This window comes from Rhizobium sp. M1 (assembly GCF_002531805.1).
Classification (GTDB): Bacteria; Pseudomonadota; Alphaproteobacteria; order Rhizobiales; family Rhizobiaceae; genus Rhizobium; species Rhizobium etli_C.
In genome coordinates, this window is the sequence record NZ_NWSW01000009.1 from 1 (window position 1) to 21,456 (window position 21,456).

At 63.4% G+C, this 21,456-nt stretch carries 22 protein-coding genes; 9 read left to right on the forward strand and 13 right to left on the reverse strand.

Annotated elements, in window-relative coordinates:
• Positions 1-341: 341 nt before the first annotated feature.
• The gene (locus tag CO655_RS10050; protein WP_097607490.1) at positions 342-713 is read right to left on the reverse strand and encodes a helix-turn-helix domain-containing protein; all 372 of its coding nucleotides are present in this window, start codon (positions 711-713) and stop codon (positions 342-344) included.
• A 141-nt stretch (positions 714-854) separates the two neighbouring features.
• On the opposite strand from CO655_RS10050, the gene CO655_RS10055 reads away from it, so the two are divergent.
• Entirely contained in the window at positions 855-1,316 is a 462-nt protein-coding gene (locus CO655_RS10055) for a nuclear transport factor 2 family protein (protein WP_097664543.1), read from the forward strand.
• 43 nt (positions 1,317-1,359) lie between these two features.
• Here the strand turns inward: CO655_RS10055 and CO655_RS10060 are convergent, their stop codons facing one another.
• Positions 1,360-2,235 carry a LysR substrate-binding domain-containing protein gene (locus tag CO655_RS10060; protein WP_097664544.1) on the reverse strand — a complete coding sequence of 292 codons (876 nt, stop codon included), beginning with the start codon at positions 2,233-2,235 and terminating at the stop codon, positions 1,360-1,362.
• Positions 2,236-2,341: 106 nt separating this feature from the next.
• On the opposite strand from CO655_RS10060, the gene CO655_RS10065 reads away from it, so the two are divergent.
• Both CO655_RS10065 and CO655_RS10070 read left to right on the forward strand, forming a co-directional pair.
• The gene (locus CO655_RS10065) at positions 2,342-3,046 is read left to right on the forward strand and encodes an SDR family oxidoreductase (RefSeq protein ID WP_097664545.1); all 705 of its coding nucleotides are present in this window, start codon (positions 2,342-2,344) and stop codon (positions 3,044-3,046) included.
• A 13-nt stretch (positions 3,047-3,059) separates the two neighbouring features.
• The gene (locus CO655_RS10070; RefSeq protein ID WP_097664552.1) at positions 3,060-3,632 is read left to right on the forward strand and encodes a pyridoxamine 5'-phosphate oxidase family protein; all 573 of its coding nucleotides are present in this window, start codon (positions 3,060-3,062) and stop codon (positions 3,630-3,632) included.
• 40 nt (positions 3,633-3,672) lie between these two features.
• Here the strand turns inward: CO655_RS10070 and CO655_RS10075 are convergent, their stop codons facing one another.
• The 4 genes from CO655_RS10075 to CO655_RS10090 form a co-directional block, all read right to left on the reverse strand.
• Entirely contained in the window at positions 3,673-4,140 is a 468-nt protein-coding gene (locus CO655_RS10075) for a response regulator (RefSeq protein WP_097664554.1), read from the reverse strand.
• Positions 4,141-4,282: 142 nt separating this feature from the next.
• Positions 4,283-6,199 carry an ATP-binding protein gene (locus tag CO655_RS10080; protein WP_097664555.1) on the reverse strand — a complete coding sequence of 639 codons (1,917 nt, stop codon included), beginning with the start codon at positions 6,197-6,199 and terminating at the stop codon, positions 4,283-4,285.
• A complete protein-coding gene (locus CO655_RS10085; protein WP_097607412.1) occupies positions 6,196-6,855 on the reverse strand; it encodes a response regulator transcription factor in 660 nt (219 codons plus the stop codon). Before CO655_RS10085 ends, CO655_RS10080 begins: the two co-directional genes overlap by 4 nt.
• Positions 6,852-7,976, reverse strand: coding sequence for a sensor histidine kinase (locus CO655_RS10090; protein WP_097664556.1), 1,125 nt, complete (start codon positions 7,974-7,976; stop codon positions 6,852-6,854). Before CO655_RS10090 ends, CO655_RS10085 begins: the two co-directional genes overlap by 4 nt.
• 191 nt (positions 7,977-8,167) lie before the next feature.
• Here CO655_RS10090 and CO655_RS10095 point away from each other — a divergent pair, with 191 nt between their 5' ends.
• From CO655_RS10095 to CO655_RS10110, 4 genes are all read left to right on the forward strand, one after another.
• A complete protein-coding gene (locus tag CO655_RS10095) occupies positions 8,168-8,623 on the forward strand; it encodes an SgcJ/EcaC family oxidoreductase (RefSeq protein WP_097664558.1) in 456 nt (151 codons plus the stop codon).
• Between the two features lie 198 nt (positions 8,624-8,821).
• Positions 8,822-9,373, forward strand: a complete 552-nt coding sequence (locus CO655_RS10100) for a DUF3299 domain-containing protein (protein WP_176539233.1) — start codon at positions 8,822-8,824, stop codon at positions 9,371-9,373.
• A gap of 84 nt (positions 9,374-9,457) precedes the next feature.
• Positions 9,458-9,718 carry a type II toxin-antitoxin system VapB family antitoxin gene (vapB, locus tag CO655_RS10105; RefSeq protein WP_097664559.1) on the forward strand — a complete coding sequence of 87 codons (261 nt, stop codon included), beginning with the start codon at positions 9,458-9,460 and terminating at the stop codon, positions 9,716-9,718.
• Positions 9,715-10,119, forward strand: a complete 405-nt coding sequence (locus CO655_RS10110; protein ID WP_010029705.1) for a type II toxin-antitoxin system VapC family toxin — start codon at positions 9,715-9,717, stop codon at positions 10,117-10,119. The genes vapB and CO655_RS10110 overlap by 4 nt, the downstream gene beginning before the upstream one ends.
• 86 nt (positions 10,120-10,205) lie before the next feature.
• Here CO655_RS10110 and CO655_RS10115 read toward each other — a convergent pair whose 3' ends face one another.
• Positions 10,206-10,931 carry an SDR family oxidoreductase gene (locus CO655_RS10115; RefSeq protein WP_097607416.1) on the reverse strand — a complete coding sequence of 242 codons (726 nt, stop codon included), beginning with the start codon at positions 10,929-10,931 and terminating at the stop codon, positions 10,206-10,208.
• A 605-nt stretch (positions 10,932-11,536) separates the two neighbouring features.
• On the reverse strand, positions 11,537-13,720 hold the full coding sequence (gene katG, locus CO655_RS10120; RefSeq protein WP_097664560.1) for a catalase/peroxidase HPI: 2,184 nt from the start codon (positions 13,718-13,720) through the stop codon (positions 11,537-11,539).
• A 144-nt stretch (positions 13,721-13,864) separates the two neighbouring features.
• On the opposite strand from katG, the gene CO655_RS10125 reads away from it, so the two are divergent.
• Positions 13,865-14,803 (forward strand): hydrogen peroxide-inducible genes activator, encoded by a 939-nt coding sequence (locus CO655_RS10125; RefSeq protein WP_097664561.1) that lies wholly within the window; start codon positions 13,865-13,867, stop codon positions 14,801-14,803.
• Here the strand turns inward: CO655_RS10125 and CO655_RS10130 are convergent.
• From CO655_RS10130 to panC, 3 genes are all read right to left on the reverse strand, one after another.
• On the reverse strand, positions 14,793-16,193 hold the full coding sequence (locus CO655_RS10130; protein WP_245423770.1) for a VWA domain-containing protein: 1,401 nt from the start codon (positions 16,191-16,193) through the stop codon (positions 14,793-14,795). The genes CO655_RS10125 and CO655_RS10130 overlap by 11 nt on opposite strands.
• A 177-nt stretch (positions 16,194-16,370) precedes the next feature.
• Positions 16,371-17,192 carry a 3-methyl-2-oxobutanoate hydroxymethyltransferase gene (gene panB / locus CO655_RS10135; RefSeq protein ID WP_097664563.1) on the reverse strand — a complete coding sequence of 274 codons (822 nt, stop codon included), beginning with the start codon at positions 17,190-17,192 and terminating at the stop codon, positions 16,371-16,373.
• Entirely contained in the window at positions 17,189-18,082 is an 894-nt protein-coding gene (gene panC / locus CO655_RS10140) for a pantoate--beta-alanine ligase (RefSeq protein WP_097607420.1), read from the reverse strand. The genes panB and panC overlap by 4 nt, the downstream gene beginning before the upstream one ends.
• A gap of 273 nt (positions 18,083-18,355) precedes the next feature.
• Here panC and CO655_RS10145 point away from each other — a divergent pair, with 273 nt between their 5' ends.
• Positions 18,356-18,838 (forward strand): ProQ/FINO family protein, encoded by a 483-nt coding sequence (locus CO655_RS10145; protein ID WP_097607421.1) that lies wholly within the window; start codon positions 18,356-18,358, stop codon positions 18,836-18,838.
• 91 nt (positions 18,839-18,929) lie between these two features.
• Here the strand turns inward: CO655_RS10145 and repC are convergent, their stop codons facing one another.
• Both repC and repB read right to left on the reverse strand, forming a co-directional pair.
• The gene (gene repC / locus CO655_RS10150) at positions 18,930-20,213 is read right to left on the reverse strand and encodes a plasmid replication protein RepC (RefSeq protein ID WP_097664564.1); all 1,284 of its coding nucleotides are present in this window, start codon (positions 20,211-20,213) and stop codon (positions 18,930-18,932) included.
• 215 nt (positions 20,214-20,428) lie between these two features.
• A complete protein-coding gene (gene repB, locus CO655_RS10155) occupies positions 20,429-21,400 on the reverse strand; it encodes a plasmid partitioning protein RepB (RefSeq protein WP_097664673.1) in 972 nt (323 codons plus the stop codon).
• Between the last annotated feature and the right edge of the window lie 56 nt (positions 21,401-21,456).

Here is a 21,456-nt window from a genome sequence, read left to right on the forward strand (position 1 = left end):
TACAACAACGGCAACGTACAAGGATGAGGCTCTCTTGAGCGTTGGCGGATCCTCCGACGCCCGTGATTATCGGCGCGGCATCCTCCAACCTCCCTCATCCCGAGGTGCGCAGGCCAAAGGCCGAAGCCTCGAAGGACACGCTCCGACCTTGCTTCTTGCGCCCACTAGCAGCCGGCGGCCGAGGCACCTCAGGATGAGGTCGGAGAGAGGTCGCGGCATCGATCAACGTCCGCTGTTATCGGCGCGGCATCCACCAAACTCCCTCATCCTGAGGTGCGCAGGCCGAAGGCCGAAGCCTCGAAGGACGCGCTCCGACCTTGCCTCTTGCCTCTATTCAATCCCTACCCGGCGTCATGCCGTAGCCGCGATCGAATGATCTCGGGATGGTTCTGCTCGGCCCATCCGATCAGGGCCTTCATCGGGATCAGGAAGGATCGGCCGAGTTCCGTCAACTCATATTCCACGCGCGGCGGCACCTCGGGATAGACGGTGCGCCTGATATAGCCGTCCTGCTCCAGATGCCGCAGCGTCTTGGAGAGCATCTGTTTGGAGATGTCGCCGATCTCGCGCAGCAACTCGTTGAAGCGCTTCTTTTCGGTTTCCAGCGCCTCAAGCGTCAGCAGGCTCCATTGATCGCCGATGCGGTCGAGCACGCCCCTGATCGGGCATCCTGCCCCGGGCCGCTCTCCCGCCGGATCGGTTTTCCCGGGCATCGCTTCCTCCTTCCCGGTCATCGCGCGCTGACTTCGGCACTGAAAACTGCCTTCTTGCCGGGCATTTCGCGCTGTCCTAGACCAAGCCTCATAGTCTGTTTCTTAGACTAGATCGCGGATTCGTACCAAGGAGTTTGATGCATGACATTCGGGAAATCGCTTTGCGCACTCGCCATTCTGGCGGGCATCGCCATGCCTTCCGGCGCCTTTGCCGCCTCTCGGGATTTGAAGGTCGAGGAAGCCAACCGGAAGCTGGTGGTGGAGTTCTACGACCGCTTCTTCAACAGCCATGATATCGAGGCCGCATCGGTCGTGGCGGACGAGTACCGGCAGCACAATCCCGAGGTTCCGGATGGCAAGAAGCCTCTCGTTTCCTTCTTCACCGGCTTTTTTAAGGACAATCCTCAATCGAAGGCGAAGATCGTCCGCAGCTCGGCCGACGGCGATCTCGTCTGGCTGCATGTACATGCGACGAACGGCACTGACGACCGCGGCCAGGCGATCGTCGATATTTTCCGCGTCAAGGACGGCAAGATCGTCGAGCACTGGGACGTGATCCAGGCGGTTCCGAAAGAGGCCGCCAACAAGAACACCATGTTCTGAAAATGATGGGGCCGGCTGACGGCCGGCCTCGATCATTCCGCGATCAGGCGAGCGACAGACGCGCCGCGCACCAGTCCCACACCGCGTCGACGGCCTTTCGCGGCGATGATGAGCGTTTGCGGACGAGAAAGTAATCGGCGCCGATGGTCGCTGTGGCATCCGTCACCTGCACCAGCCGCCCGGCCTCGAGATCGGCCACCACGAAAGCCCGGCAGGCGAGCACCACGCCCTGGCCGGCAAGTGCCGCATCCAGGGCCAGTGTCGTGTGGTTGAAGGCCGCACCTGGCAGCTTCTCACGGATTCCGAGGAACACGCCCCAGCGATCGTGCGAGTCATGCAGGAGCGGCAGCTTGCAAAGTTCTTCGCCGCTCAACGGCAGGGTAAGGCCCTTGACCAGATGTGGGCTCGCGACCGCGACCAGTTCCTGGCGGAACAGCAGCCTTGCCTCCAGCGCCGCCGGGAAAGCCTGGCTGGTCAGGCGTACGGCGATATCCACCTGGTCGCGGTCGAAATCCGACAGTGCCTCGGTGGCGACCGTCCTGAGATTCACGTCGGGAAGGGCGCTGTAGAGCTCGGCGAGGCGCGGGATCAAAAGCTTGGCGGCGACGGTCGGGGTGACGCTGATCGTCACGGTTTCCGGCCGCGCCAGAAGCCGTCCGGTCGCTTCGCCGAGCATATCGAAGGCGCGGGTCACGTCGGAGAGGTAGGCCGCACCCTGCGCTGTCAGCGCAAGGCCGCGGGGCAGGCGCTGGAACAGCATGAGGCCGAGCTGATCTTCCAGCGCGCGGACCTGCTGGGCGATCGCACCCTGCGTGACGCCGAGCTCCTCAGCGGCAGCGCGGAAATTCAGCCGGCGGCCCGAAGCCTCGAAGGCGCGCAAGGCATTCAACGGCGGCAGCGCGCGGCGGGATCGGATCATAGGCTTATCCAGTAGATTTGCTACAGTCTCGCATGTTTCTTTCTCGCGCGAAAGCAGAGAGCATATCTGGCATAATGGTGCGCAAACTCAGCAGTCGGAGATTTCAATGTCTGAAGAAAAAGTCGCTCTCATCACCGCCGGCGGATCCGGCATGGGCGCCGCAGCAGCGCGGAAACTCGCTGCGGACGGCTACCGTGTCGCAATTCTCTCCTCCTCCGGCAAAGGCGAGGCGCTGGCAAAGGAACTCGGCGGCGTCGGCGTCACCGGTTCGAACCAGTCCAACGACGATGTGAAGCGGCTCGTCGATCTCTCGATGGAGCGATGGGGGCGCATCGACGCGCTGGTCAATTCCGCCGGCCACGGCCCGCGCGCGCCGATCCTCGACATCTCGGACGAGGATTGGCACAAGGGCATGGAGGTCTACTTCCTGAGCGCGGTGCGCCCGATCCGGCTGGTCGCGCCGATCATGGAAAGCCAGGGCGGCGGCGCCATCGTCAATATCTCGACGGCATGGGCTTTCGAACCATCGCCGATGTTCCCGACCTCGGCCGTCTTCCGGGCAGGGCTGGCAAGCTTCACCAAGATCTTCGCGGATAGCTATGCGGCCAAGAACATCCGCCTGAACAATGTCCTGCCCGGCTGGATCGACAGCCTGCCCGCCACCGAGGAACGGCGCGACAGCGTTCCGATGGGCCGCTACGGCACCAGCGAGGAAATCGCGGCCACCATCGCCTTCCTCCTGTCGGAGGGGGCCGGTTACATCACCGGCCAGAACATCCGCGTCGACGGCGGCATCGCCCGTTCGGTCTGAGCGGAGCCTGCCGGTGGATCTCACTGACATCGACGCTGCGGCATGGGCGGAACTCGAAACGGCTGCGGCGAACCCGCAGTCGTGTTTCCGTTATCTCAACCTCTGCTCCGTCGATATCGAGACGAGGCCGCAGGCACGCATGGTCGTGCTGCGTGCCGCCGACAGGTCGGCGCGGCGTCTCGAATTTCATACGGATACGCGCAGCTCCAAATGGCTGGAACTTTCAGCCAATCCCCGCGTCACGGTCCTCGGCTTCAGCGCCGACAGCCGGCTGCAGCTTCGGCTTCAGGGAAAGGTTGAGCTTCATGGGCCGGGAAGCGGAGGGGCTGACGCCGCATGGGACAGGCTGCCTGCTTGGACGCGGATGACTTATGCGGGCGGCCCGCCCGGGGACGAGCGCGCCTTCGAGACGACCGATATGCCAGAGCCTGCGGATGAGGCCGAGGGAAAGACGCGCTTTGGCGTCGTGATCTTCCGGGCCTGGACGCTGGATTGGTTCCAGCTGCGGCAACAGGACAATCGCAGAGCATTATTCGGCTATGACGAAGCCGGCGCCCTCTCCTCTTGCCGCTGGGTCAATCCCTGACCTGAAATCGCCGTGCTTTCGGACGTTGAGCGGAGGGCGATCAATCGATCCTGGGGCGTTCCGATTTCGGCGTCGCCAGTCCGTGCCTGGAAAGCTCCAGCGTCAGCATCCGGGTTTCGAGCAGATTGAAGATGCGCAGCACCGCCTCGATCGCATCGAAGGGCTTGGTCAGGAAATCCTTCGCGCCGAGGGAAAGCGCGCGGCGGCGCGTCGGCAGCGTCGCATCGGCGGTCAGCACCAGGATCGGCAGATATCTGTCGTCGGGGATGAGCCTTGCGAAGGTCTCCAGCAGCGCGAAACCATCGAGATCGGGCATCATCAGATCGAGCAGGACGAGATCGACGGGATGCTCGCGAAAGAGCCGCAGGGCCTCGCGTGGCTCGGTGGTGCTGACCAGCGCCGTAAAGCCCTCGCGCTTCAGAATGCGCTCCAGCAGCGAAACATTGGCGGGCTCGTCATCGACGATCAGGATCGTCGAGGCGCGCAGGGTATCGGTGGTATCTGTCATGGACGCAAACCCGCGACGTCATCCTCGGCCTTGTGCCGAGGATCTACGCCGGCCCAATTAAGTTTCTGGAAATAAATGTTTTCCTGCCAATCAATTACCGTGGTCAGATGCTCGGCACAAGGCCGAGCATGACGGAGGAGACTTACGGCACCGCGACGTCTTGCGCCTCGGCCTCCCGCATCGCCGCAGGCGCGCGCGGCAGGTCGACGTGGAACGTCGCGCCGCCCGCCCGGTTGCTGAAGCCGAGCGTGCCGCCCATGGCGTCGATCAGATGTCTGGAGAGCGCCAGCCCGAGGCCGGTTCCCTCCTGGCTTATGCGCTCGGCGCCCAGCCGGTCGAAGGGGGTGAACAGCCGGCCGACGCGCTCGGCCGGAATGCCGGGGCCTGTATCGCTGACCTCGATGCGGATGCGGTCCTCAAGCGCCTGGTGGCTGACGGTCACGCTGCCCCGCGGGCGATTGTATTTCACCGCATTGGAAAGAAGGTTGAGCAACACCTGGAGGAGGCGCCGCCGGTCGGCGAGTGCCGTCAGATCCGGCTCGGCCTCGGCGACTTCGATGCGGATCTGCTGCTTGCCGCAGAGCGGCCTTGCGAGCGACACGGCTTCCTCGATCACCTCGGCGACAAGCTGGGCTTCGACGGCAAGATCCATGCGCCCGGCCTCGATCCGCGCCATGTCGAGAACCTCGTCGATCAGGCTCAGCAGATGCCGGCCGGCTCTCAGGATCTGCGCGACGCTTTCGCGTGAATCGGCATCGGTAAGGTCCATTTCCAGAAGCTGGGCGAAACCGAGCACGGAATTCAGCGGCGTGCGCAGCTCGTGGCTCATGCGCGACAGGAATTCGCTCTTGGCATTGCTGGCGCGCACCGCATCCTCGCGGGCGGCAAGCAGCGCCTCCTCGAATTGCTTGCGCTCGGTAATGTCGCGGGTGATCTTGGAAAAGCCGCGCAGCCGTCCCGTCTCGTCGTGAAGAGCGGTGACGACGACATGCGACCAGAAGCGCGAGCCGTCTTTGCGCAGGCGCCAACCCTCCGCTTCGGTGCGTCCGTGCAGGGCTGCCTTCGAAAGTTCCTCCGCCGGAAATGTCTCCCTGGTCTCAGCGGGATAGAAGCGGGAGAAATGCTGGCCGACGATCTCCTCGGCCTGGTAGCCGGTGATCCGCCCGGCGCCGGCATTCCAGCTCACAACCTGCCCATCGGGATCGAGCCCGAAGATGCCGTAATCGCTGACGCCCTCGACCAGCTGGCGGAAGCGCTCCTCGCTCTCGGTCAGATCGGCCTCGCGCTTTTTCAGAAGCACGCTCGCATCCGCGAGCGCCTGTCCGAGATTGCCGAGCTCATCGCGGAAGGGATCGGCCGATGTCACGACTTCCCCTCGCGAGAGGCGGTGCGCCTCGGCTTTCAGCGCGTGCACGCGGCGCACGATGCTCGCCGAAAACAGGAAGACGGCGACGAGCGCGCCGGCAAAGCCGAGAAAGCCGGCTGATATCATCAGGCTGCGCGACAGGGTGCGGACCCGGTCGGCGGCCTGCGTTCTGGCGTTGAGGAGATCGGCCTCGCGCCGGTTCATCGCGTCGATCTCCTGCCGCAGCATGTCCAGCACCTGCTTGCCCTCGATGAGCTTGGCGGCCAGATCCTCGCGCCCGCCGGCGCGCAGGATGTCGGCCTGTTTCAGGAGTTGCAGACGGTCGACTTTGGCATCCACCAGGGCGCGGATGCGCTCGAGGCGGGCCTTCTGCTCCTCGTCGCGTAAGCGCCGGCCGACCTCGTCGAGCACGACGGGCAGCCTGTCCTCTGCCCGGTTGAAGGGATCGAGAAAATCGCTCCTGCCGGTCAGGAGATAGCCGCGCATGGCGGTCGCCGCTTCGGCAATCAGGGCATGCAGCTCCTGAATGCCGGACTGGATCTCCAGCGTCACCCGCACCTGGTCCTCGGCAATACGGCTCTGCCGGTCGGCGATGAAGACCGAGGCGAGAGCGGCCAAGAGCAGCGCCAGCGGCACCATGATGATGACGATGCCCTTTGCCCGAAGCGGCAGGTCGGCGAAGCGCGGCATCATGGCTCTTCCTTTGCTGTCTGCACCAGCCCGCCGCGCACCGCCATGACGGCGGCCTGCGTCCTATCGCCGGCGCCGAGCTTGGCGATGATGCGCTCGACATGGATCTTGACCGTGCCGGGCGAAATCTTCAGGGCGCGGCCGATCTCCTTGTTGGTCAGGCCCTCGGCCACCTTCGTCAGCACCTCGCGCTCGCGCACGGTCAGCGTCTCCAATGCGCTGGGGCTGGTCTGCGGCTTGGTGGTGGCGCGCTTCAGCAGCCTTGCAACCAGAGGGCCGTCAAAGAAGGCGTCGCCTTCGAGCACGCTGCGGATCGTGCGCAGAATATCCTCGCGGCTCGCATCCTTCAGCAGATAGCCGGTGGCGCCGGCTTCGATCGCCGCTTCGAGATAATCGAGGCTGTCATGCATGGTGATGATCATGACGCGTGTACCTGGCGAGACGCGCCGGATTTCCCGCGTGGCCGCGAGGCCGTCCATTCGAGGCATGCGGATGTCGAGGAGCGCCAGATCCGGTTTGTGAAGGGCAGCGGCTTCCACCGCTTCCGCGCCGTCGCGTACATCGAAGGCGACATGGAAATCTTCCTGGCCGCCGATCATGGCGATCAGGCCGGCGCGGGCGATATCATGATCGTCGGCAACGAGAATGGATGCGGTCATCCCGCCGTCTCCTGCTTGAGCGGCGCTGCGACGCGGACATGAGTGCCGCCGGAAACGCCGGCGCCGATCTCGAAACGGCCGCCGAGCAGCGCCAGCCGCTCGCGCATGCCGGCAATGCCGAGCCGGGCTCCCCTTCCCTGAATTCCAGGATGGCGCGCCTCGCCAATACCCTTGCCGTCGTCGATCACTTCAAGATGAGCCTGCCCCGCGCCGTCCTCGAAAAGGCGTACGATCAGCCGGCTCGCCTCGGCGTGCTTGAGCGCATTGGTGATCGCCTCCTGGGCGACGCGGTAGAAGATGATGCCGGTCGACGCCGGCCAGCGATCGGCGCCGGCATCGAGATCGGCGATCACCTCCATGCCGTCGATCGCGTCGAGGCGGGTGCGGAGCGCTGCGGCGACGCCGAGATCGTCGAGCTCGGGCGGGCGAAGATCGGCGATGGCGGCGCGCAGATCGGCAACCGAGCGGCGGGCCAACGCCGCAAGCTGTTCGATCTCCGGTTTCAGCGCATGCGGCTCGCCGATGCGGGCGGCGAGATCCTGCAGCCGGTAGCTGAGGCCGGCGGCAAGCTGTGCTGCGCCGTCGTGAAGATCAAGCGCCACCCGCTGCCGCTCCTGCTCCTGCGCCTGGATCAGCTGGGCGACGAGGGCAGCGAGTTCGCTGCGCTGCCGTTCGAGATCGCCGAGCAACGCCTGCTTTTCCGCCGCCTGCCGCTCGAGATGGCAGGCATCGGCGAGCTGCCCCGCCACCACCTCCAGCGTCTGCCGGTCGTCGGCGTCGATGGCGCGCGCCCTGGGCGCGCCGATCAGCGTCAGGGAAAGAGCGGCGCCTTCCTCGGAAGCGAAGAGCATGGTGTCATTGGCGGTCGGCTTGCCGATCGCCAGCCGCGTCGGCGTCTTTCCTTGCGGTGAGGGAAAGGTAAGTGTCGCGAGCGTTGCGCCTGCGAAATCGGCAAGCCGCGACAGGACCTCGGGTGCTGCCGTTTCGAAGGCTTGCGCATCGAGCAGGCTGCGCGCCTCGATGATGAAGCGCAGCCGCGCCGCCCGCGCTTCCGCCGCCCGGTAAAGCGCCCTCATCTCCGCCACATCAAGCGAATGCGCCGTATCTCTATTGTGCTCCATCCAGCGGGGACTGCTCCTGAAATTAATGACGCGGGCACGATAGTCATTCCGGCGGGAATGTCATCTATGCCGTTCGGCAGATCGGATCGAAGCCACCCGGCAGATGGGGTCGCGGTGCTCCGGCGCTTAACTATCGGTCATGCGGTTGACCGATGCGATGTCGCCCGGAACCGCCACAAAGGAACTCAAACATGCGTACGATCATTGCTGCCGCCCTTGTCATCGGTTTCGTCCAGGTCCAGTCCGCCAACGCGACCGAAACGGCGACCTGCGCGCCCGTGAGCGAAGAACAGGTCGCCAAGCTCTTCGACCGCTGGAACGCCTCGCTGGCGACGCTCAATCCCGAGGAGGTCGCCAAGAGCTACAGCGAGGACTCCGTGCTGCTCGCGACGCTGGCAAACAAGCCGCGCCTCACCCAGGAAGAGCGGATCGACTATTTCAAGCACTTCCTGGAAAAAAGCCCCAAGGGCCACATCGACAGCCGCACCATCAAGACCGGCTGCAACTGGGCCGTCGACACCGGCACCTACACCTTCACCATGAAGGACGGCTCGAAGGTCCCGGCCCGCTACACCTATACCTATGAGTTCAAGGGTGGGAACTGGCTGATCACCTCGCACCACTCCTCGATGATGCCGGAGAAGTAAAGGTCCGACCGATCCGGCAGGGAGATCCCGTGTCCACCCCACACGGGATCTCTTGATGTTGGGCATATGCTCGGCACAAGGCCGAGGATCACGTGGGGTAAGTTGGATGCGACACCCACGAGAGCTTTGACGGACGGGCGGGATCGGCTAGCATCCTCGGGCAAGCGGCAATGCTGTTAAAGCGGCCCGGGAGATGCGATGAAAAAGCACAGATTCCTGATGTTCACGGTGCTCACGCTCGGCTCGGCATGGCCGGTGTCCGGCGCCCTCGCTGCGGCGCAGCCGATTTTCTGGAGCGCCTTGCGGCCGGCCGATCAGGCCAGGGCGACAGTTCCGCTGTCGCCGAAAGCGGTCAGCGGCCCGCAGGGCGAAACCCTCGTCTGGCGTGACGAGGGCCAACCGGTCGAACTGACGGGCTTCGTCCTGCCGATCGATCAGGACGGCGATCTCGTTTATGAATTCCTGCTGGTACCCTGGGCCGGGGCCTGCAGCCACATGCCCACGCCGCCGCCCAACCAGCTGGTTCGCGTGGTTCCGCAGGAGCCTCTGCACCTTGAAAAAATCTATGAGACCGTCACCGTGACGGGCACCCTGCGGCCCGGCCTGGATCAGGCGCAGTTCTTCATGATCGACGGCGTCCGCGTCCTGTCCTACGGCTACAGCATGGGCCATGCCGCGGTGGCGAAGGCGTCGGCGACGAAAGATCCCGATCTGCTGTCGCTATCGCCTTTCGGTGTCGTGCCGCGCTAGCGCAAACCGCTGCGGTTTCTTGCGCGAATGCGGTCGATCACGTATATACTGAGAAGTATATACAAAAATCGCGGAGGCTTCTCCATGCCGCAATATGCGCGCGTCTTTCAATCCGGCAATTCGCAGGCCGTCCGGCTGCCGAAGGAATTCCGCTTCGATGTCGACCAGGTGGAGGTAACGCGTGAAGGCGATGCGATCATTCTGCGGCCGCGTGCCGATCCCGGCATGCGCTGGGGGTCGCTGAAGAGCGCTCTCGAACGCGGCCTGAGTGACGATTTTCTGGCGCAAGGACGGGAGCAGCCGGAGGATCAGGAGAGGCCGGGTCTTCAGGGCCTCTTCGAGTGATCACGCATCTTATCGACACCAATGCGGTGATCGCGCTGATCGGCAGGAAATCCGAGGCGCTGCTGAAGCGCGTGGTCGGCAGCGACGAAGGATCGATCGGGCTTTCCACAATCGTCATGCATGAACTCTATTATGGCGCCTATAAGAGCGCGAAAATCTCCTACAATCTCGAAACCCTGCGGCTGTTCATGGCGGATTTCCCCGCCGTCGGTTTCGAGCGCGAGGATGCGCTGGCATCAGGAGAGATCCGCGCTGCATTGGCGGCAAAGGGAACGCCGGTCGGTCCCTACGATGTGCTGATCGCCGCCCAGGCGAAGACCCGGGATCTCGTTCTCATCACGAACAATGTCGGGGAGTTCCGGCGCGTGGATGGCCTTGATGTCGAGGATTGGACGGCCTGACGATTGCGCTGGGAAGCCGGCTCCGCATCCCGCGCAGTCAGCCCGTGCGGAGAGGGGCGTGCCCTCCCCGGATATACGGCCTCGTGTCAGATATCGAAGGAGCTCGGCAGGATCACCACGTCGCGTATGGTCACGTTGCGCGGCCGGGTCAGCATGAAGAGCACGGCTTCCGCGACGTCGCGAGGTTCGATCAGCGCGCCCGCCTCTTTTGCCTTGCGCAGGTTTTCCTCCGGCCAGTCTTTCAGCAGAGCGCTGCTGACAGGGCCCGGCGAGACGGATCCGACGCGGATTCCGTTCTTCAGGAGCTGCCGCCGCATGGTCTGGACGAAGCAGTGCATCGCCCACTTCGACGGCGAATAGACCGGCTCCCATGGAACCGCGGCTTGGCCCGCGACCGAACTGGTGACGATGATATCTCCCGTCCCTCGCTCGATCATGTGGGGCATAACCGTCCGGACGTTCTTGATGACCACGTTCACGTTCAGATTGAGCATGCGGTCGATCGCGTCGAGATTTGCATCCACCAGATCTCCGCCGATATAGGTGCCGGCATTGGCATGGAAGATGTCGAGCTGACCGACCTTCGAGAGAATGCCGTCAAGCAGGCCGGCGCAATCCTCGGGATTGAGCAGGTCGAGCGGCAGCGCGATCGCCTTCTCTCCCAGCCTGCCGCAGGCAGCACTCAGCGCCGCCTCGTCCCGATCGATCATTACCACCGTACCGCCGGCCGAGATGATCGCTTCGGTCGACGCCAATCCAATACCCGAGGCAGCTCCGGTGATGGCCGCGACTTTACCTTGCAAACCGTTCATGTCCACTCCTCCAAATATGTCGATCTTCTATCGCATGTGAGGTCCGCCATGGCTAGAAGTTCGCGGCCTGGGGGAGCGGTCTGAGCGTAAAGGACCGGATGCTCGGGGTGCGGAAAACGATCCGGGAAAGAATGGCTCGGTTGACCCCTCTTCCGTCATACTCGGGCTTGTCCCGAGTATCTGCCTCCGGTCGACAGGGCAGCAGATCCTCGGCACAAGGCCGAGGATGACGTCGAGTGGAAATGAGACGGCTGCGGAGAGAATGGCTGGAGGCTACCCATGCTCCTGACCAAGTCAGTTCATGTGGACATAGGCACCACCTCTCCTCCGTCATTCCTGTGCCTGTCACAGGAATCCAGCCACCGCGCGTCGGCGCGGTGAATGACTCTTTTGAAAACAATTGAGTCTCCTGCGCCCAAGGACTTGGGCGCGTTGGATCCCTGTGACGAGCACAGGGATGAGGAAAGGAAAAGTAGTGCCCGCGCCGCACCACCATCACGCGCGTGGAGAGTTGAAAGGCCGGGCGGTCGCGGCCACCCAAGGCACTCGCATAAAAAAGCCCGGGCGCAGCCGAAACCGCGCCCGGGCAAAGTTTGCTAAACCGATCAGACGAGATCGAAGCGGTCGGCGTTCATCACCTTGGTCCAGGCGGCGACGAAGTCCTTGACGAACTTCTCCTTGGTGTCGGCCTGGCCGTAGACTTCGGCGAAGGCGCGCAGCTGCGAGTGCGAACCGAAGATCAGGTCGACGCGCGTGCCGGTCCACTTGGCAGCACCCGTCTGGCGGTCGCGGCCTTCATAGACGCCTTCCTTGCCGGCGGGAACCCACTGCGTGGCCATGTCGAGCAGGTTGACGAAGAAGTCGTTCGTCAGCGTCTCGGGACGAGAGGTGAAGACGCCGTGCTCGGGGTTGCCTGCCTTCAGCACGCGCAGGCCGCCGACGAGGACGGTCATCTCGGGTCCGGTCAGCGTCAGCAGCTGGGCGCGGTCGACCAGTGCTTCTTCCGGCTTCATGAACTGGAGGCGCTGGCCGTTCACATAGTTGCGGAAGCCGTCGATGCGCGGCTCGAGCGCTGCGAAGGAATGCGCGTCCGTCTGGGCTTCGGAAGCATCCATGCGGCCCGGCGTGAACGGCACGCTGACGGCGGTGCCGCCGGCTGCCGCAGCCTTTTCGACGCCGGCAGCACCGGCAAGCACGATCAGGTCGGCGAGCGAGACCTTCTTGCCGCCGGTCTGGGCGGCATTGAAGTCCTTCTGGAGGCCTTCGAGGACGCCGAGCACCTTGGCGAGCTGGACCGGCTGGTTGGCGTCCCAGTCCTTCTGCGGAGCAAGGCGGACGCGCGCGCCATTGGCGCCGCCGCGCTTGTCGGAGCCGCGGAAGGTCGAGGCCGAGGCCCAGGCGGTCGAAACCAGCTCCTGCACGGAAAGACCGGTGGCGAGAACCTTCGCCTTCAGCTCGGCAATGTCCTTGTCGTCGACGAGGGGATGGTCGACGGCCGGGATCACGTCCTGCCAGATCAGGTCTTCGGCCGGAACCTCAGGGCCGAGGTAACGCACCTTCGGGCCCATGTCGCGGTGGGTCAGCTTGAACCAGGCGCGGGCGAAAGCGTCGGCGAACTGATCCGGATTCTCCAGGAAGCGGCGCGAGATTTTTTCGTAGATCGGATCGAAGCGGAGCGAAAGATCCGTGGTCAGCATCGTCGGGACATGCTTCTTCCCCGGCTCATAGGCATCCGGGATTGAAGCTTCGGCGTTCTTCGCCCGCCACTGATGCGCGCCGGCCGGGCTCTTCGTCAGCTCCCACTCGTAAGCAAAGAGGTTTTCGAAGAAGTAGTTGCTCCACCTGGTCGGCGTCTGTGACCAGGTAACCTCGAGGCCGGCGGTAATGGCGTCCTTGCCGACGCCCGTGCCGAACGAACTCTTCCAGCCGAGGCCCTGGTCCTCGATCGCGCCGCCTTCCGGCTCGGCGCCGATGAAAGACGGATCGCCGGCGCCATGCGTCTTGCCGAAGGTATGACCGCCGGCGATCAGCGCCACGGTCTCTTCGTCGTTCATCGCCATGCGGGCGAAGGTTTCGCGAATGTCGCGCGCTGCAGCGACCGGGTCAGGATTGCCGTTCGGACCTTCGGGATTGACGTAGATGAGGCCCATCTGCACGGCGCCGAGCGGTTCGGCCAGCTGGCGTTCGCCGCTATAGCGCTCGTCGCCGAGCCAGGTGCCTTCAGGACCCCAGTAGAGCTCTTCCGGTTCCCAGACGTCGGCGCGGCCGCCGGCGAAGCCGAAGGTCTTGAAGCCCATGGATTCGAGCGCGACGTTGCCGGTGAGGATCAGCAGGTCGGCCCAGGAGATGCGGTTGCCGTATTTCTGCTTGATCGGCCAGAGCAGGCGGCGGGCCTTGTCGAGGTTGGCATTGTCCGGCCAGCTGTTCAGCGGCGCAAAACGCTGCTGACCCTGCCCGGCGCCGCCGCGGCCGTCGGTGATGCGATAGGTGCCGGCGCTGTGCCAGGCCATGCGGATGAACAGGCCGCCGTAATGGCCGAAGTCGGCCGGCCACCAATCCTGCGAATCGGTCATCAGCGCGTGAAGATCCTTCTTCAGCGCGTCGAGATCGAGCTTCTTGAACTCCTCGGCATAGTCGAAATCCTTGCCCATCGGATCGGCGCGGCCGGAATTGTGATGAAGAATCTGCACGTTCAGCTGGCTCGGCCACCAGTCACGATTGGCTCGGCCGCGCGGCGTATTGCCATGGGCCACAGGACATTTGCCTGCGGTGTCAGTGGGGTTGTCCATGATCGTCTCCTTCATTGCTTGATCTGTCTGCGGTTCAAAAAGATGAGCCGAGCTGGCGCCCCACTCTCTCCCTTGCAGTCTTCATATCGGAAGCGTTCAATAATTTTAAGTTGGATTTACTGATTGCTGCGATAAGCTGAGCTTATGAAAAATCTTACCCTGAAACAGCTACGTTATTTTGAAGCCCTGGCAAGGGATGGCCGCTTTCGCCGTGCCGCCGATGCCTGCGCCATCTCCCAGCCGGCGCTCTCTATGCAGATCAAAGAACTTGAGCAGGAGTTGGGCAGCGAACTCTTCGAGCGCAGCGCCCGTGAGGTGAAGCTCACCCCCTTCGGCCAGACCTTTGCGCTGCGCGTCCGCGATATCCTGCGCGCCGTGGACGAGCTCGGCGAGTTTGCCCGCGCCTCCCGCGACAGCTTCCTGACGCGCCTGCGCATTGGCATCATCCCGACGATCGCACCCTATCTGCTGCCGGCGATTATAAACGATCTCAACAAAAGCTTCGCGGGGATTCAGATCGAGGTGCGCGAGACGCAGACGGCCAAGCTGGTTCAGGAACTGGCGCAGGGCCAGCTGGATATGGCGATCGTCGCGCTGCCGGTGTCTGAACCCTCGCTGACCGAGCTCGAGCTGTTCAAGGAAGAATTCGTGCTGGTCAGGCGGCACGAGGATGGCGGCAAGCCAGTGCCCGAACGCGAGGCGCTGCGCGAAATGCGGCTGCTGCTGCTCGAAGAGGGCCACTGCTTCCGCGACCAGGCCCTGTCTTTCTGCAAGGTCGGGCCGGCCCGCCCGCGTGAAATCATGGAAGGCAGCTCGCTCTCTACCCTCGTCCAGATGGTCGGCGCCGGCATCGGCGTCACCCTGATCCCGGAGATGGCCGTTCCCGTCGAAACGCGCTCGGCCCGCGTCTCGATTTCCCGCTTCCCGTCACCGCAGCCATCGCGAACCATCGGCATGGTCTGGCGTAACTCCACGCCGATGGCCAAGCAGCTGCAGGAGGTCGCCGAGGCGGTGCGCCGGTCGGCGGAGACGATGCGCGGGCAATATGCCGATGGGGCGGCAGCGTTCGCGATTACTGCGTGAGCCGCAATGTATCGCCGCGAATGGCCGCCGCGATCGTTTCATAGACGGTCTTGATCGTCGCCGGTGATGCGGTGAAGAAATGCGCGGTGTTGGTGGCGCAGTTGCGGATGTTCACCACATCGGCATCGGCGCTGTAGGAAAGCGTATAGATTTCGATGCCGCTCTTCTTCATCGCCGTGCACGCGGTCTGCATCGCGGCGGTGGCGAATGCGTTGCACGCCGACGATTGAGTTTGCGAGCAGATCCAGTCGAACTTGTCGTTGGGGTCGTATTTGGTGTTCATTTCGCCATCGGTCATGAACACCATGACCTTATGGACGGAATCGGAAACCTCCGCAGGCGAGGTTTCGTCTCCCCACACGCCCTGCCACTTCGGCGAGAGCGTATACCATCCCGCGACCACGCCTGCATCCAGCCGGGTGGAGCCTTCGGATGTCAGGTTCTTCACGACGCTTTTGAGATAGGCGAAGTCGCCGGTCAGCGGCGTGACCGGTGGCGGGCAAAAACTCGTTCCCGATTTGGGATTGGCGTCCATGGCGACGAAGGCGGCGGTACCGGGCGGCGCGTCGCCCATGCCGTCACCGATCGCACCGGTATCCCTGACCTCGACGTCGGCACGTGGCTCGATGCAGCCCATCCAGTAGTAATTCTTCGAGGTGGACATGACAGGCGTGACGCCGTCGATCCAGTAAGAGAGCTTGTAGCTGGAGGAGGTGTAGACCGATTTGGGGTCGGTCCAGCGCTTGGGAACCGCAGCCGTTCCATTGTAAGATTTGAGCCATGCCGTGTTTGCCAGGCCGAAATTGACGCGGCTCGAAAAGGGCACGATCGATATCTTGGTTTTGTCGACGAGCGATGTGTTGGAGGAAAAGGCCTGGAGAAAGCCGGCGACCGCGGTCTGCATCGGCGTGAAGCGGTTCTCCTCGATCATCGAGCTCGACACGTCGAGCACCAGCGCGATCTCCAACTGCTTTACACCCGGCAAAGCCGCACAGGACCGGATGCTGATCGGAACGGACTGGATATTGGCCAGTTTCATGAAGGTGGTGGGCACGGCGTCCGCCACGTCGAGGCACAGTTCCGACTCGTCGCTCGCCACCTCCGGCTTGCCGGCGACGGCGGTCTCGAACTCGCCATTCGCCGACAGGAAGGCGTTGATCGTCTTCGCTATCGTCGCTTCCGGCATGCCGGACTTGTATTTGGCGGCGGCCGCGAGCACGGCCGAATCCGCGGCCGCCTGCAGCTCCGTCCGGCCATTATAGGCTCTGATGTAGTCGATGGATGCGCCGACCGCGAGAAGCATGGGCACCGCGACCAGGATGACGATGATCGCGACGGCCCCGTCGCGATCATCGATCAGGCGGGAAAGCAAGGACAAACGAGGGGGCATAGGCATCGGCTCGAAACTCAGATCTCTCTTTGGTTTCGAGCAGCGCTATGGCGGCAACCTTAACGACATGGAAACGCCCCGCCGCGCGGGAGCGGCAGGGGACATTTTCCGACGCGAATCGTACAACCGGCTCTGATTGTGGATATCCCGCGCGTTTGAAGGGCGGGCGCCCTCGCCTTACGAGCGGCGTTTGAACGTGTGTTCGGCTGCCGGGAATTTCCGCGTGCGCACCTCGCCAGCATAGGCGGCGGCGGCATCCGCAACTCTTTTGCCGAGCTCGTCGTAACGCTTGACGAAACGTGGGGTGAAATCGTTGAAGAGCCCCAGAATGTCGTCAGAGACCAGAACCTGGCCGTCGCAGGCGGCGGAGGCGCCGATGCCGATGGTCGGTATGTGCATGGCTGAAGTCACCTCGCGAGCGAGCGGTTCCACCGTGCCTTCGATGACGACGGCGAAGGCTCCCGAACCGCCGATGGCATGCGCGTCACGCCGGATCTTCGAGGTCTCGTGTTCGGAGTGCCCGACGGATCGATAGCCGCCGGCGGTCTGGACCTGTTGCGGCATCAGGCCGATATGCCCCATGACCGGAATTCCGCGCTTCGTCAGGAAGGCGATGGTCTCGGCCATCTCCTCGCCGCCTTCCAGCTTGACGGCGTCGCAGCCGGTTTCCTGTAGAATGCGGACGGCGTTACGGAAGGCGGTCTCCTTTGATTCCTGATAACTGCCGAATGGCATGTCAACGACGACGCAGGCCTTGGCGACGCCGCGCATGACCGCTTTGCCATGTGCGATCATCATATCGAGCGTGACGCCGATCGTGGTCTCCAGGCCATAGAGCACCATGCCGAGCGAATCCCCGACCAGCAGCAGGTCGCAATGCTCATCGAGCAGACGCGCCATCGGCGTGGTGTAGGCGGTCAGGCAGACGATCGGTTTGCCGCCCTTCATGGCCGAGATGCGGGCTGGCGTAAGACGCTTGTGGGATCCGACCGCACTCATCTGCTTACTCCCTTTCCCGGCAAGCTCCGCTCGCCGATAGGCCTGTTGCCCCCGATGACCCTGTTGTCGAGAAGCCGTGTCGAACCGATCCGCACGAAGAGCGCGACAACGACCGGCGCTGTGATGGAATTGACCGGCTGTAGCGTCGAAGCGTCCCTGACCGCAACGACCTCGGGCTTTGCCAGAGGTTCGCGACCGAGAAACGCCGTCAGCTTTTCTTCGAGCTCCGCGGCATCCGCAAGACCATCGGCGACGAGACGTTCCGCCTCGTCGAGGGTCTGAGGGATGATCACCGCCGCATGCCGCTCCGCCTCGCTGAGATAGACATTGCGCGACGACAGAGCCAAGCCGTCGCTGTCCCTGACGGTCGGCACCGCAATGACACGCACCGGCACGGCGAGATCATCCACCATGCGCTTGATGATGATGACCTGCTGATAATCCTTCTCTCCGAAATAAGCGGTTTGGGGCTGCACGATGTTGAAAAGTTTGCAGACGACTGTCGCAACACCGGCAAAATGCCCGGGCCGCACCGCGCCTTCCAGCTCGCGGCCGAGATCGGGAAGGTCGACGACGGTCTGCATCGGGCGGGGATACATGTCTTCGACGCCGGGTGAAAAAAGGAAATTGACCCCGGCCTGTCTCAGCATGGCTGCGTCGCGCTCCAGATCGCGCGGATATTGGCTGAGATCTTCTGCTGGGCCGAACTGCAGCGGATTGACAAAAATCGAGACGACGACGATGTCGTTCTCGGCGCGAGCGCGTGCGACAAGCTGCATATGACCGGCATGGAGGTAACCCATCGTCGGAACGAGACCGACGGTCCTTCCCTGCCGCCTCAGCGCATCGAGCGTGTGGCGCAGCTCGTCAATGCTCGAGAAAACCCGCATATATCCTCCCTGCGGCCGGTCGCTTGATCTTGGCCGCGGATAAGAAGTGTAATCGATGCGGCAGGTCAATCCTACATTTCTCAAAAAAACGATTAGATCACACGCCGGCGATAACACCGGGCTATATCTCTCCCTGAAAGGGTTTTCGCCGGGCGGTTCGCCTCCCGCCTCTTAGACGCTTGCAGCGGAACCGACGACGTGCGACTTCCGTTACTCGCCCTGTCGTCAAGATACCATCACAGTCGGTCGTTATGGACGTCGCATGGAGGACACATGGATAAGCCCTGGAAGGTCAGCCGCGGACCGATTGCGGCAAGCGAGCTCGACGTGGAGAAGGCAAACGCGATCAACATGCTGTTGATCCGGCCGGTGGGAGTTCTTCCTGCCAAAGCGGGAGATCCGATCCTCCCCTTTGCCGTCGGTCTTTTCAACGAACTCCGCCCGCTCCTGAAACCCGATGCCGGCGTCACGACCCTGAGGCGTGCGACCGCCGCCTATGTCCACTGCCGGCGCTATTACTTCGCCAGCGCCCAGCCCGACTCCATGCGCCACGGCCTCGACGGCGATCCGGTGGAACCACTGTCGTCGGAAGACCGGCTTGTCGCGCAAAAGCGTTTTCTGAGCCTCAAGCAGGGCACCGCCAAGGCTGAGGCGCCTGAACAGCCCGCCCCTGTCCCGCCTCCGCTTCTGAGCAAGAACGAACAGATCCGCGCAGCCCTCCTCAGCAAGAAGAACGCTTCGGCCCGAGTGGGATAACGCGCGATCGCAGAAATAGAGATGGTGTCCATAAGCAGATAGGCCGCGCCGCGCTGACAAACCTGAGCCGAGTGCGAGGCGAGCTTCACACTCATGCGTCGATCCCGCCGGACGACCGGCCTTTGAGGCGGAGCAGCGCCATTAACATCGGCCCGAGTGCGAATTCGCCCATTCTGGCCCGCCGCGTCAGGTCCCGCAGGTAGCCACCCGGCGAGTGGATCTGCCCAGCCCTCTCCAGGATGCACGCCATGACAATGGCGGTATTTTCCGGTCCCATCATCGCCATCGCCTCCTCATAGGCCGAAGCGCTGACGCCAAGCATTGTCCGCACGACCATGGCCGCCGCCATCAGATCACGCCCGTTGGCGACTGTGCCGCCCGGTCCATAGCCGGCAATATCAGGGCAGGCCCGCAGGACCGTGGCGAGAGAGAAGGATTTCAATCTCGCGGAATCTAACCGGACATCAGCTCGGACTTCCTGCCGACCATCCCCTCGCCTGCCCTGCTTGCGACTTTCCTGCCCGGCCCCTGGCTGATCTCGCCTCGCCTCCTGCGTTCTTTCCAAGGCTGGTTCAGATTCAGATAAGGATTCGGGATTCGAATTCTGTATGTGGCGCTCAAACTGGGATTCACTGCTGCTCGTAATTTGCATTTTCTCATGTAATTCCAATGTGTTGATGAGGCCGAGGCGGATCGTTTCCAGCTCTGCGAGCAGCGGCGGGAGATTTTCGAGTGTTGCCGCCTTCGGAATGCGCTGCAGCAGTGCATGAAACAGCGAGGCGATGCGCTCCCACTCGCCGGGAACGGCTTCCTCGGCGGCTGCGGCGATGAGCTTGGCGATGTCGCGCCGGCAGATCGTCAGCCGCTCCTTCGTTGCCCGCAGCATCTGCCGGTCGGCGGCGATGCTGGCTGCCATGGCTTCGATCTCGGTGGCGCGGGCAAGAAGCGGCGCGAGACTGAAGCCGTAGGCCTCGTCGATCCCGCCTGCCCTGCCGCGGCGGACATAGCGCTTGCCGTTTGGGCTATCCTTGCGGGAGATGAGGCCGGCCTCGACGAGCACGGCGAGATGCCGGCGCAGCGTTGCGGCGGCCATGCCGCGTGCTCGCAGCGAGAGCTGCGTATTCGAGGGAAAGACCACCAGCCCTTTTTCACTGGAGAGCTCGTCCTCGGGATAAAAGCTCAGCAGCGCATCGAGCACGGTGAGCGCCCGGTCGGTCACGCCGAGCCCTGCCCGCGCCTCGCAGACCGATCTGAACAATTTCCATTTGTTGCGCGTCGTTCCGGCCGCCATCGCTTCGCCGCGCCGCTGCTTCAGCAGCAGGGCAAGCGACATCGGCCGCCGCCCGAAGGGCGTCGTCACAGATTCACTCTCCATTTCCTTCACCTCTATTCAGGCAAAAGAAATCCGCTCACCGAAACGATGCGAGGGTAGAGGCTACTGCAGTGTCATTGCCCGCATCTGAAAAGACACGGGCGGGCGCTTCAGGACTCTTGACTGGGATTCGTGAAAATGCGATTCTCTGTCTTGCTTAAGGATGTGAGAAGGGCTTCCACGACTCGTTCGTTTGGGGGCCTTTTTCTTTTGCGGTTTCAGTCTCCTTGTCTGCCCTCCTCGGCGAGGAATTGCTCGTAGAGCGCATCCAGTCTGCCGGAGAGAAATTCCCCGAAGCGGCCGGCATTTTTCGCCTTCATCGAGAGCGAGAACGCCTTGCCGTCATTCTTCATTTCCGCCTGGACCGCCTTGTCCAGCGGCTGCCATGTCACCTTCCTTGCCGCTGCCGTTTTCTTCACCGGCCGCGCGCTTTTGTTCAGCGCCGCATAGAGCGCTTCGAAACGTTTGTCGGAAGGTAACTGATGAAAGTTGACCTCTTCGAGGACCTTGGCGACACTTGCCGCATTGGCCGATTTGCCGGCGAGCAGCGACAGCTCCACCCAGCGCTCGCGGCCGACGCCGGGGGCAGGGCCGATCGCCTGGACGACCTCCTGCGGCAGCCGCTCCATCACCGACATCATCTTCGAGACCGAGGCCGCATTGGCGGCGAGCGCCGTCGAGATTACCTCCCTGTCATGGCCGAGCTCTTCCAGGCGCTTGGCGAAGAGCGCCCGCTCGATGAAGGTGAGGTCGGCGCGGGCCGAATTTTCCTGGCCCTGGGCGATGACATGGGTGCGGTCGTCGATCGCCTTGACGACGGCGCGGACATTGCGGCCGAGTTCGCGGGCAGCGCGCAGGCGCCGGTGGCCGAAGACCACCTGATAGCGCCCGTCGATCTTCCCATGGGGACGCACCAGGATGGGCGTGTCCTGTCCACGCGCGCGGATCGCCTCGACCAGCGCGCGGAACGCCTCGTCGTCTTCCGACAGCCGGTCCTTGACGAAGGAGGCCTCGATGGTGTCAGGGTCGAGATCGACCACCGCCTCGCCCTCGAGGAATTTTTCCGCCTGCTTGGCCAGCTCGTCCAGCGAGCGGACGAGCGAGCGGCCTGCCCCGCGCATCGGATAGTTCGGCGCGCCTGCGCTCTCGGGCATCTCGCTGAGCCCCTCAAGCAGATTTTTCCGTGCCATGACTTCCTCCGATTGCAGCCATTCCATTGATTTGCTTCAAGGAAACGGCGAATTTG

Excerpts from the sequence above, each read along its gene's own strand:
- CO655_RS10050 (WP_097607490.1), bottom strand. The coding sequence starts at position 713 with ATGCCCGGGAAAACCGATCCGGCGGGAGAGCGGCCCGGGGCAGGATGC.
- CO655_RS10055 (WP_097664543.1), top strand. The coding sequence starts at position 855 with ATGACATTCGGGAAATCGCTTTGCGCACTCGCCATTCTGGCGGGCATC.
- CO655_RS10060 (WP_097664544.1), bottom strand. The coding sequence starts at position 2,235 with ATGATCCGATCCCGCCGCGCGCTGCCGCCGTTGAATGCCTTGCGCGCC.
- CO655_RS10065 (WP_097664545.1), top strand. The coding sequence starts at position 2,342 with ATGTCTGAAGAAAAAGTCGCTCTCATCACCGCCGGCGGATCCGGCATG.
- CO655_RS10075 (WP_097664554.1), bottom strand. The coding sequence starts at position 4,140 with ATGACAGATACCACCGATACCCTGCGCGCCTCGACGATCCTGATCGTC.
- CO655_RS10080 (WP_097664555.1), bottom strand. The coding sequence starts at position 6,199 with ATGATGCCGCGCTTCGCCGACCTGCCGCTTCGGGCAAAGGGCATCGTC.
- CO655_RS10085 (WP_097607412.1), bottom strand. The coding sequence starts at position 6,855 with ATGACCGCATCCATTCTCGTTGCCGACGATCATGATATCGCCCGCGCC.
- CO655_RS10090 (WP_097664556.1), bottom strand. The coding sequence starts at position 7,976 with ATGGAGCACAATAGAGATACGGCGCATTCGCTTGATGTGGCGGAGATG.
- CO655_RS10095 (WP_097664558.1), top strand. The coding sequence starts at position 8,168 with ATGCGTACGATCATTGCTGCCGCCCTTGTCATCGGTTTCGTCCAGGTC.
- CO655_RS10100 (WP_176539233.1), top strand. The coding sequence starts at position 8,822 with ATGAAAAAGCACAGATTCCTGATGTTCACGGTGCTCACGCTCGGCTCG.
- vapB (WP_097664559.1), top strand. The coding sequence starts at position 9,458 with ATGCCGCAATATGCGCGCGTCTTTCAATCCGGCAATTCGCAGGCCGTC.
- CO655_RS10115 (WP_097607416.1), bottom strand. The coding sequence starts at position 10,931 with ATGAACGGTTTGCAAGGTAAAGTCGCGGCCATCACCGGAGCTGCCTCG.
- katG (WP_097664560.1), bottom strand. The coding sequence starts at position 13,720 with ATGGACAACCCCACTGACACCGCAGGCAAATGTCCTGTGGCCCATGGC.
- CO655_RS10125 (WP_097664561.1), top strand. The coding sequence starts at position 13,865 with ATGAAAAATCTTACCCTGAAACAGCTACGTTATTTTGAAGCCCTGGCA.
- CO655_RS10130 (WP_245423770.1), bottom strand. The coding sequence starts at position 16,193 with ATGCCCCCTCGTTTGTCCTTGCTTTCCCGCCTGATCGATGATCGCGAC.
- panB (WP_097664563.1), bottom strand. The coding sequence starts at position 17,192 with ATGAGTGCGGTCGGATCCCACAAGCGTCTTACGCCAGCCCGCATCTCG.
- panC (WP_097607420.1), bottom strand. The coding sequence starts at position 18,082 with ATGCGGGTTTTCTCGAGCATTGACGAGCTGCGCCACACGCTCGATGCG.
- CO655_RS10145 (WP_097607421.1), top strand. The coding sequence starts at position 18,356 with ATGGATAAGCCCTGGAAGGTCAGCCGCGGACCGATTGCGGCAAGCGAG.
- repC (WP_097664564.1), bottom strand. The coding sequence starts at position 20,213 with ATGGAGAGTGAATCTGTGACGACGCCCTTCGGGCGGCGGCCGATGTCG.
- repB (WP_097664673.1), bottom strand. The coding sequence starts at position 21,400 with ATGGCACGGAAAAATCTGCTTGAGGGGCTCAGCGAGATGCCCGAGAGC.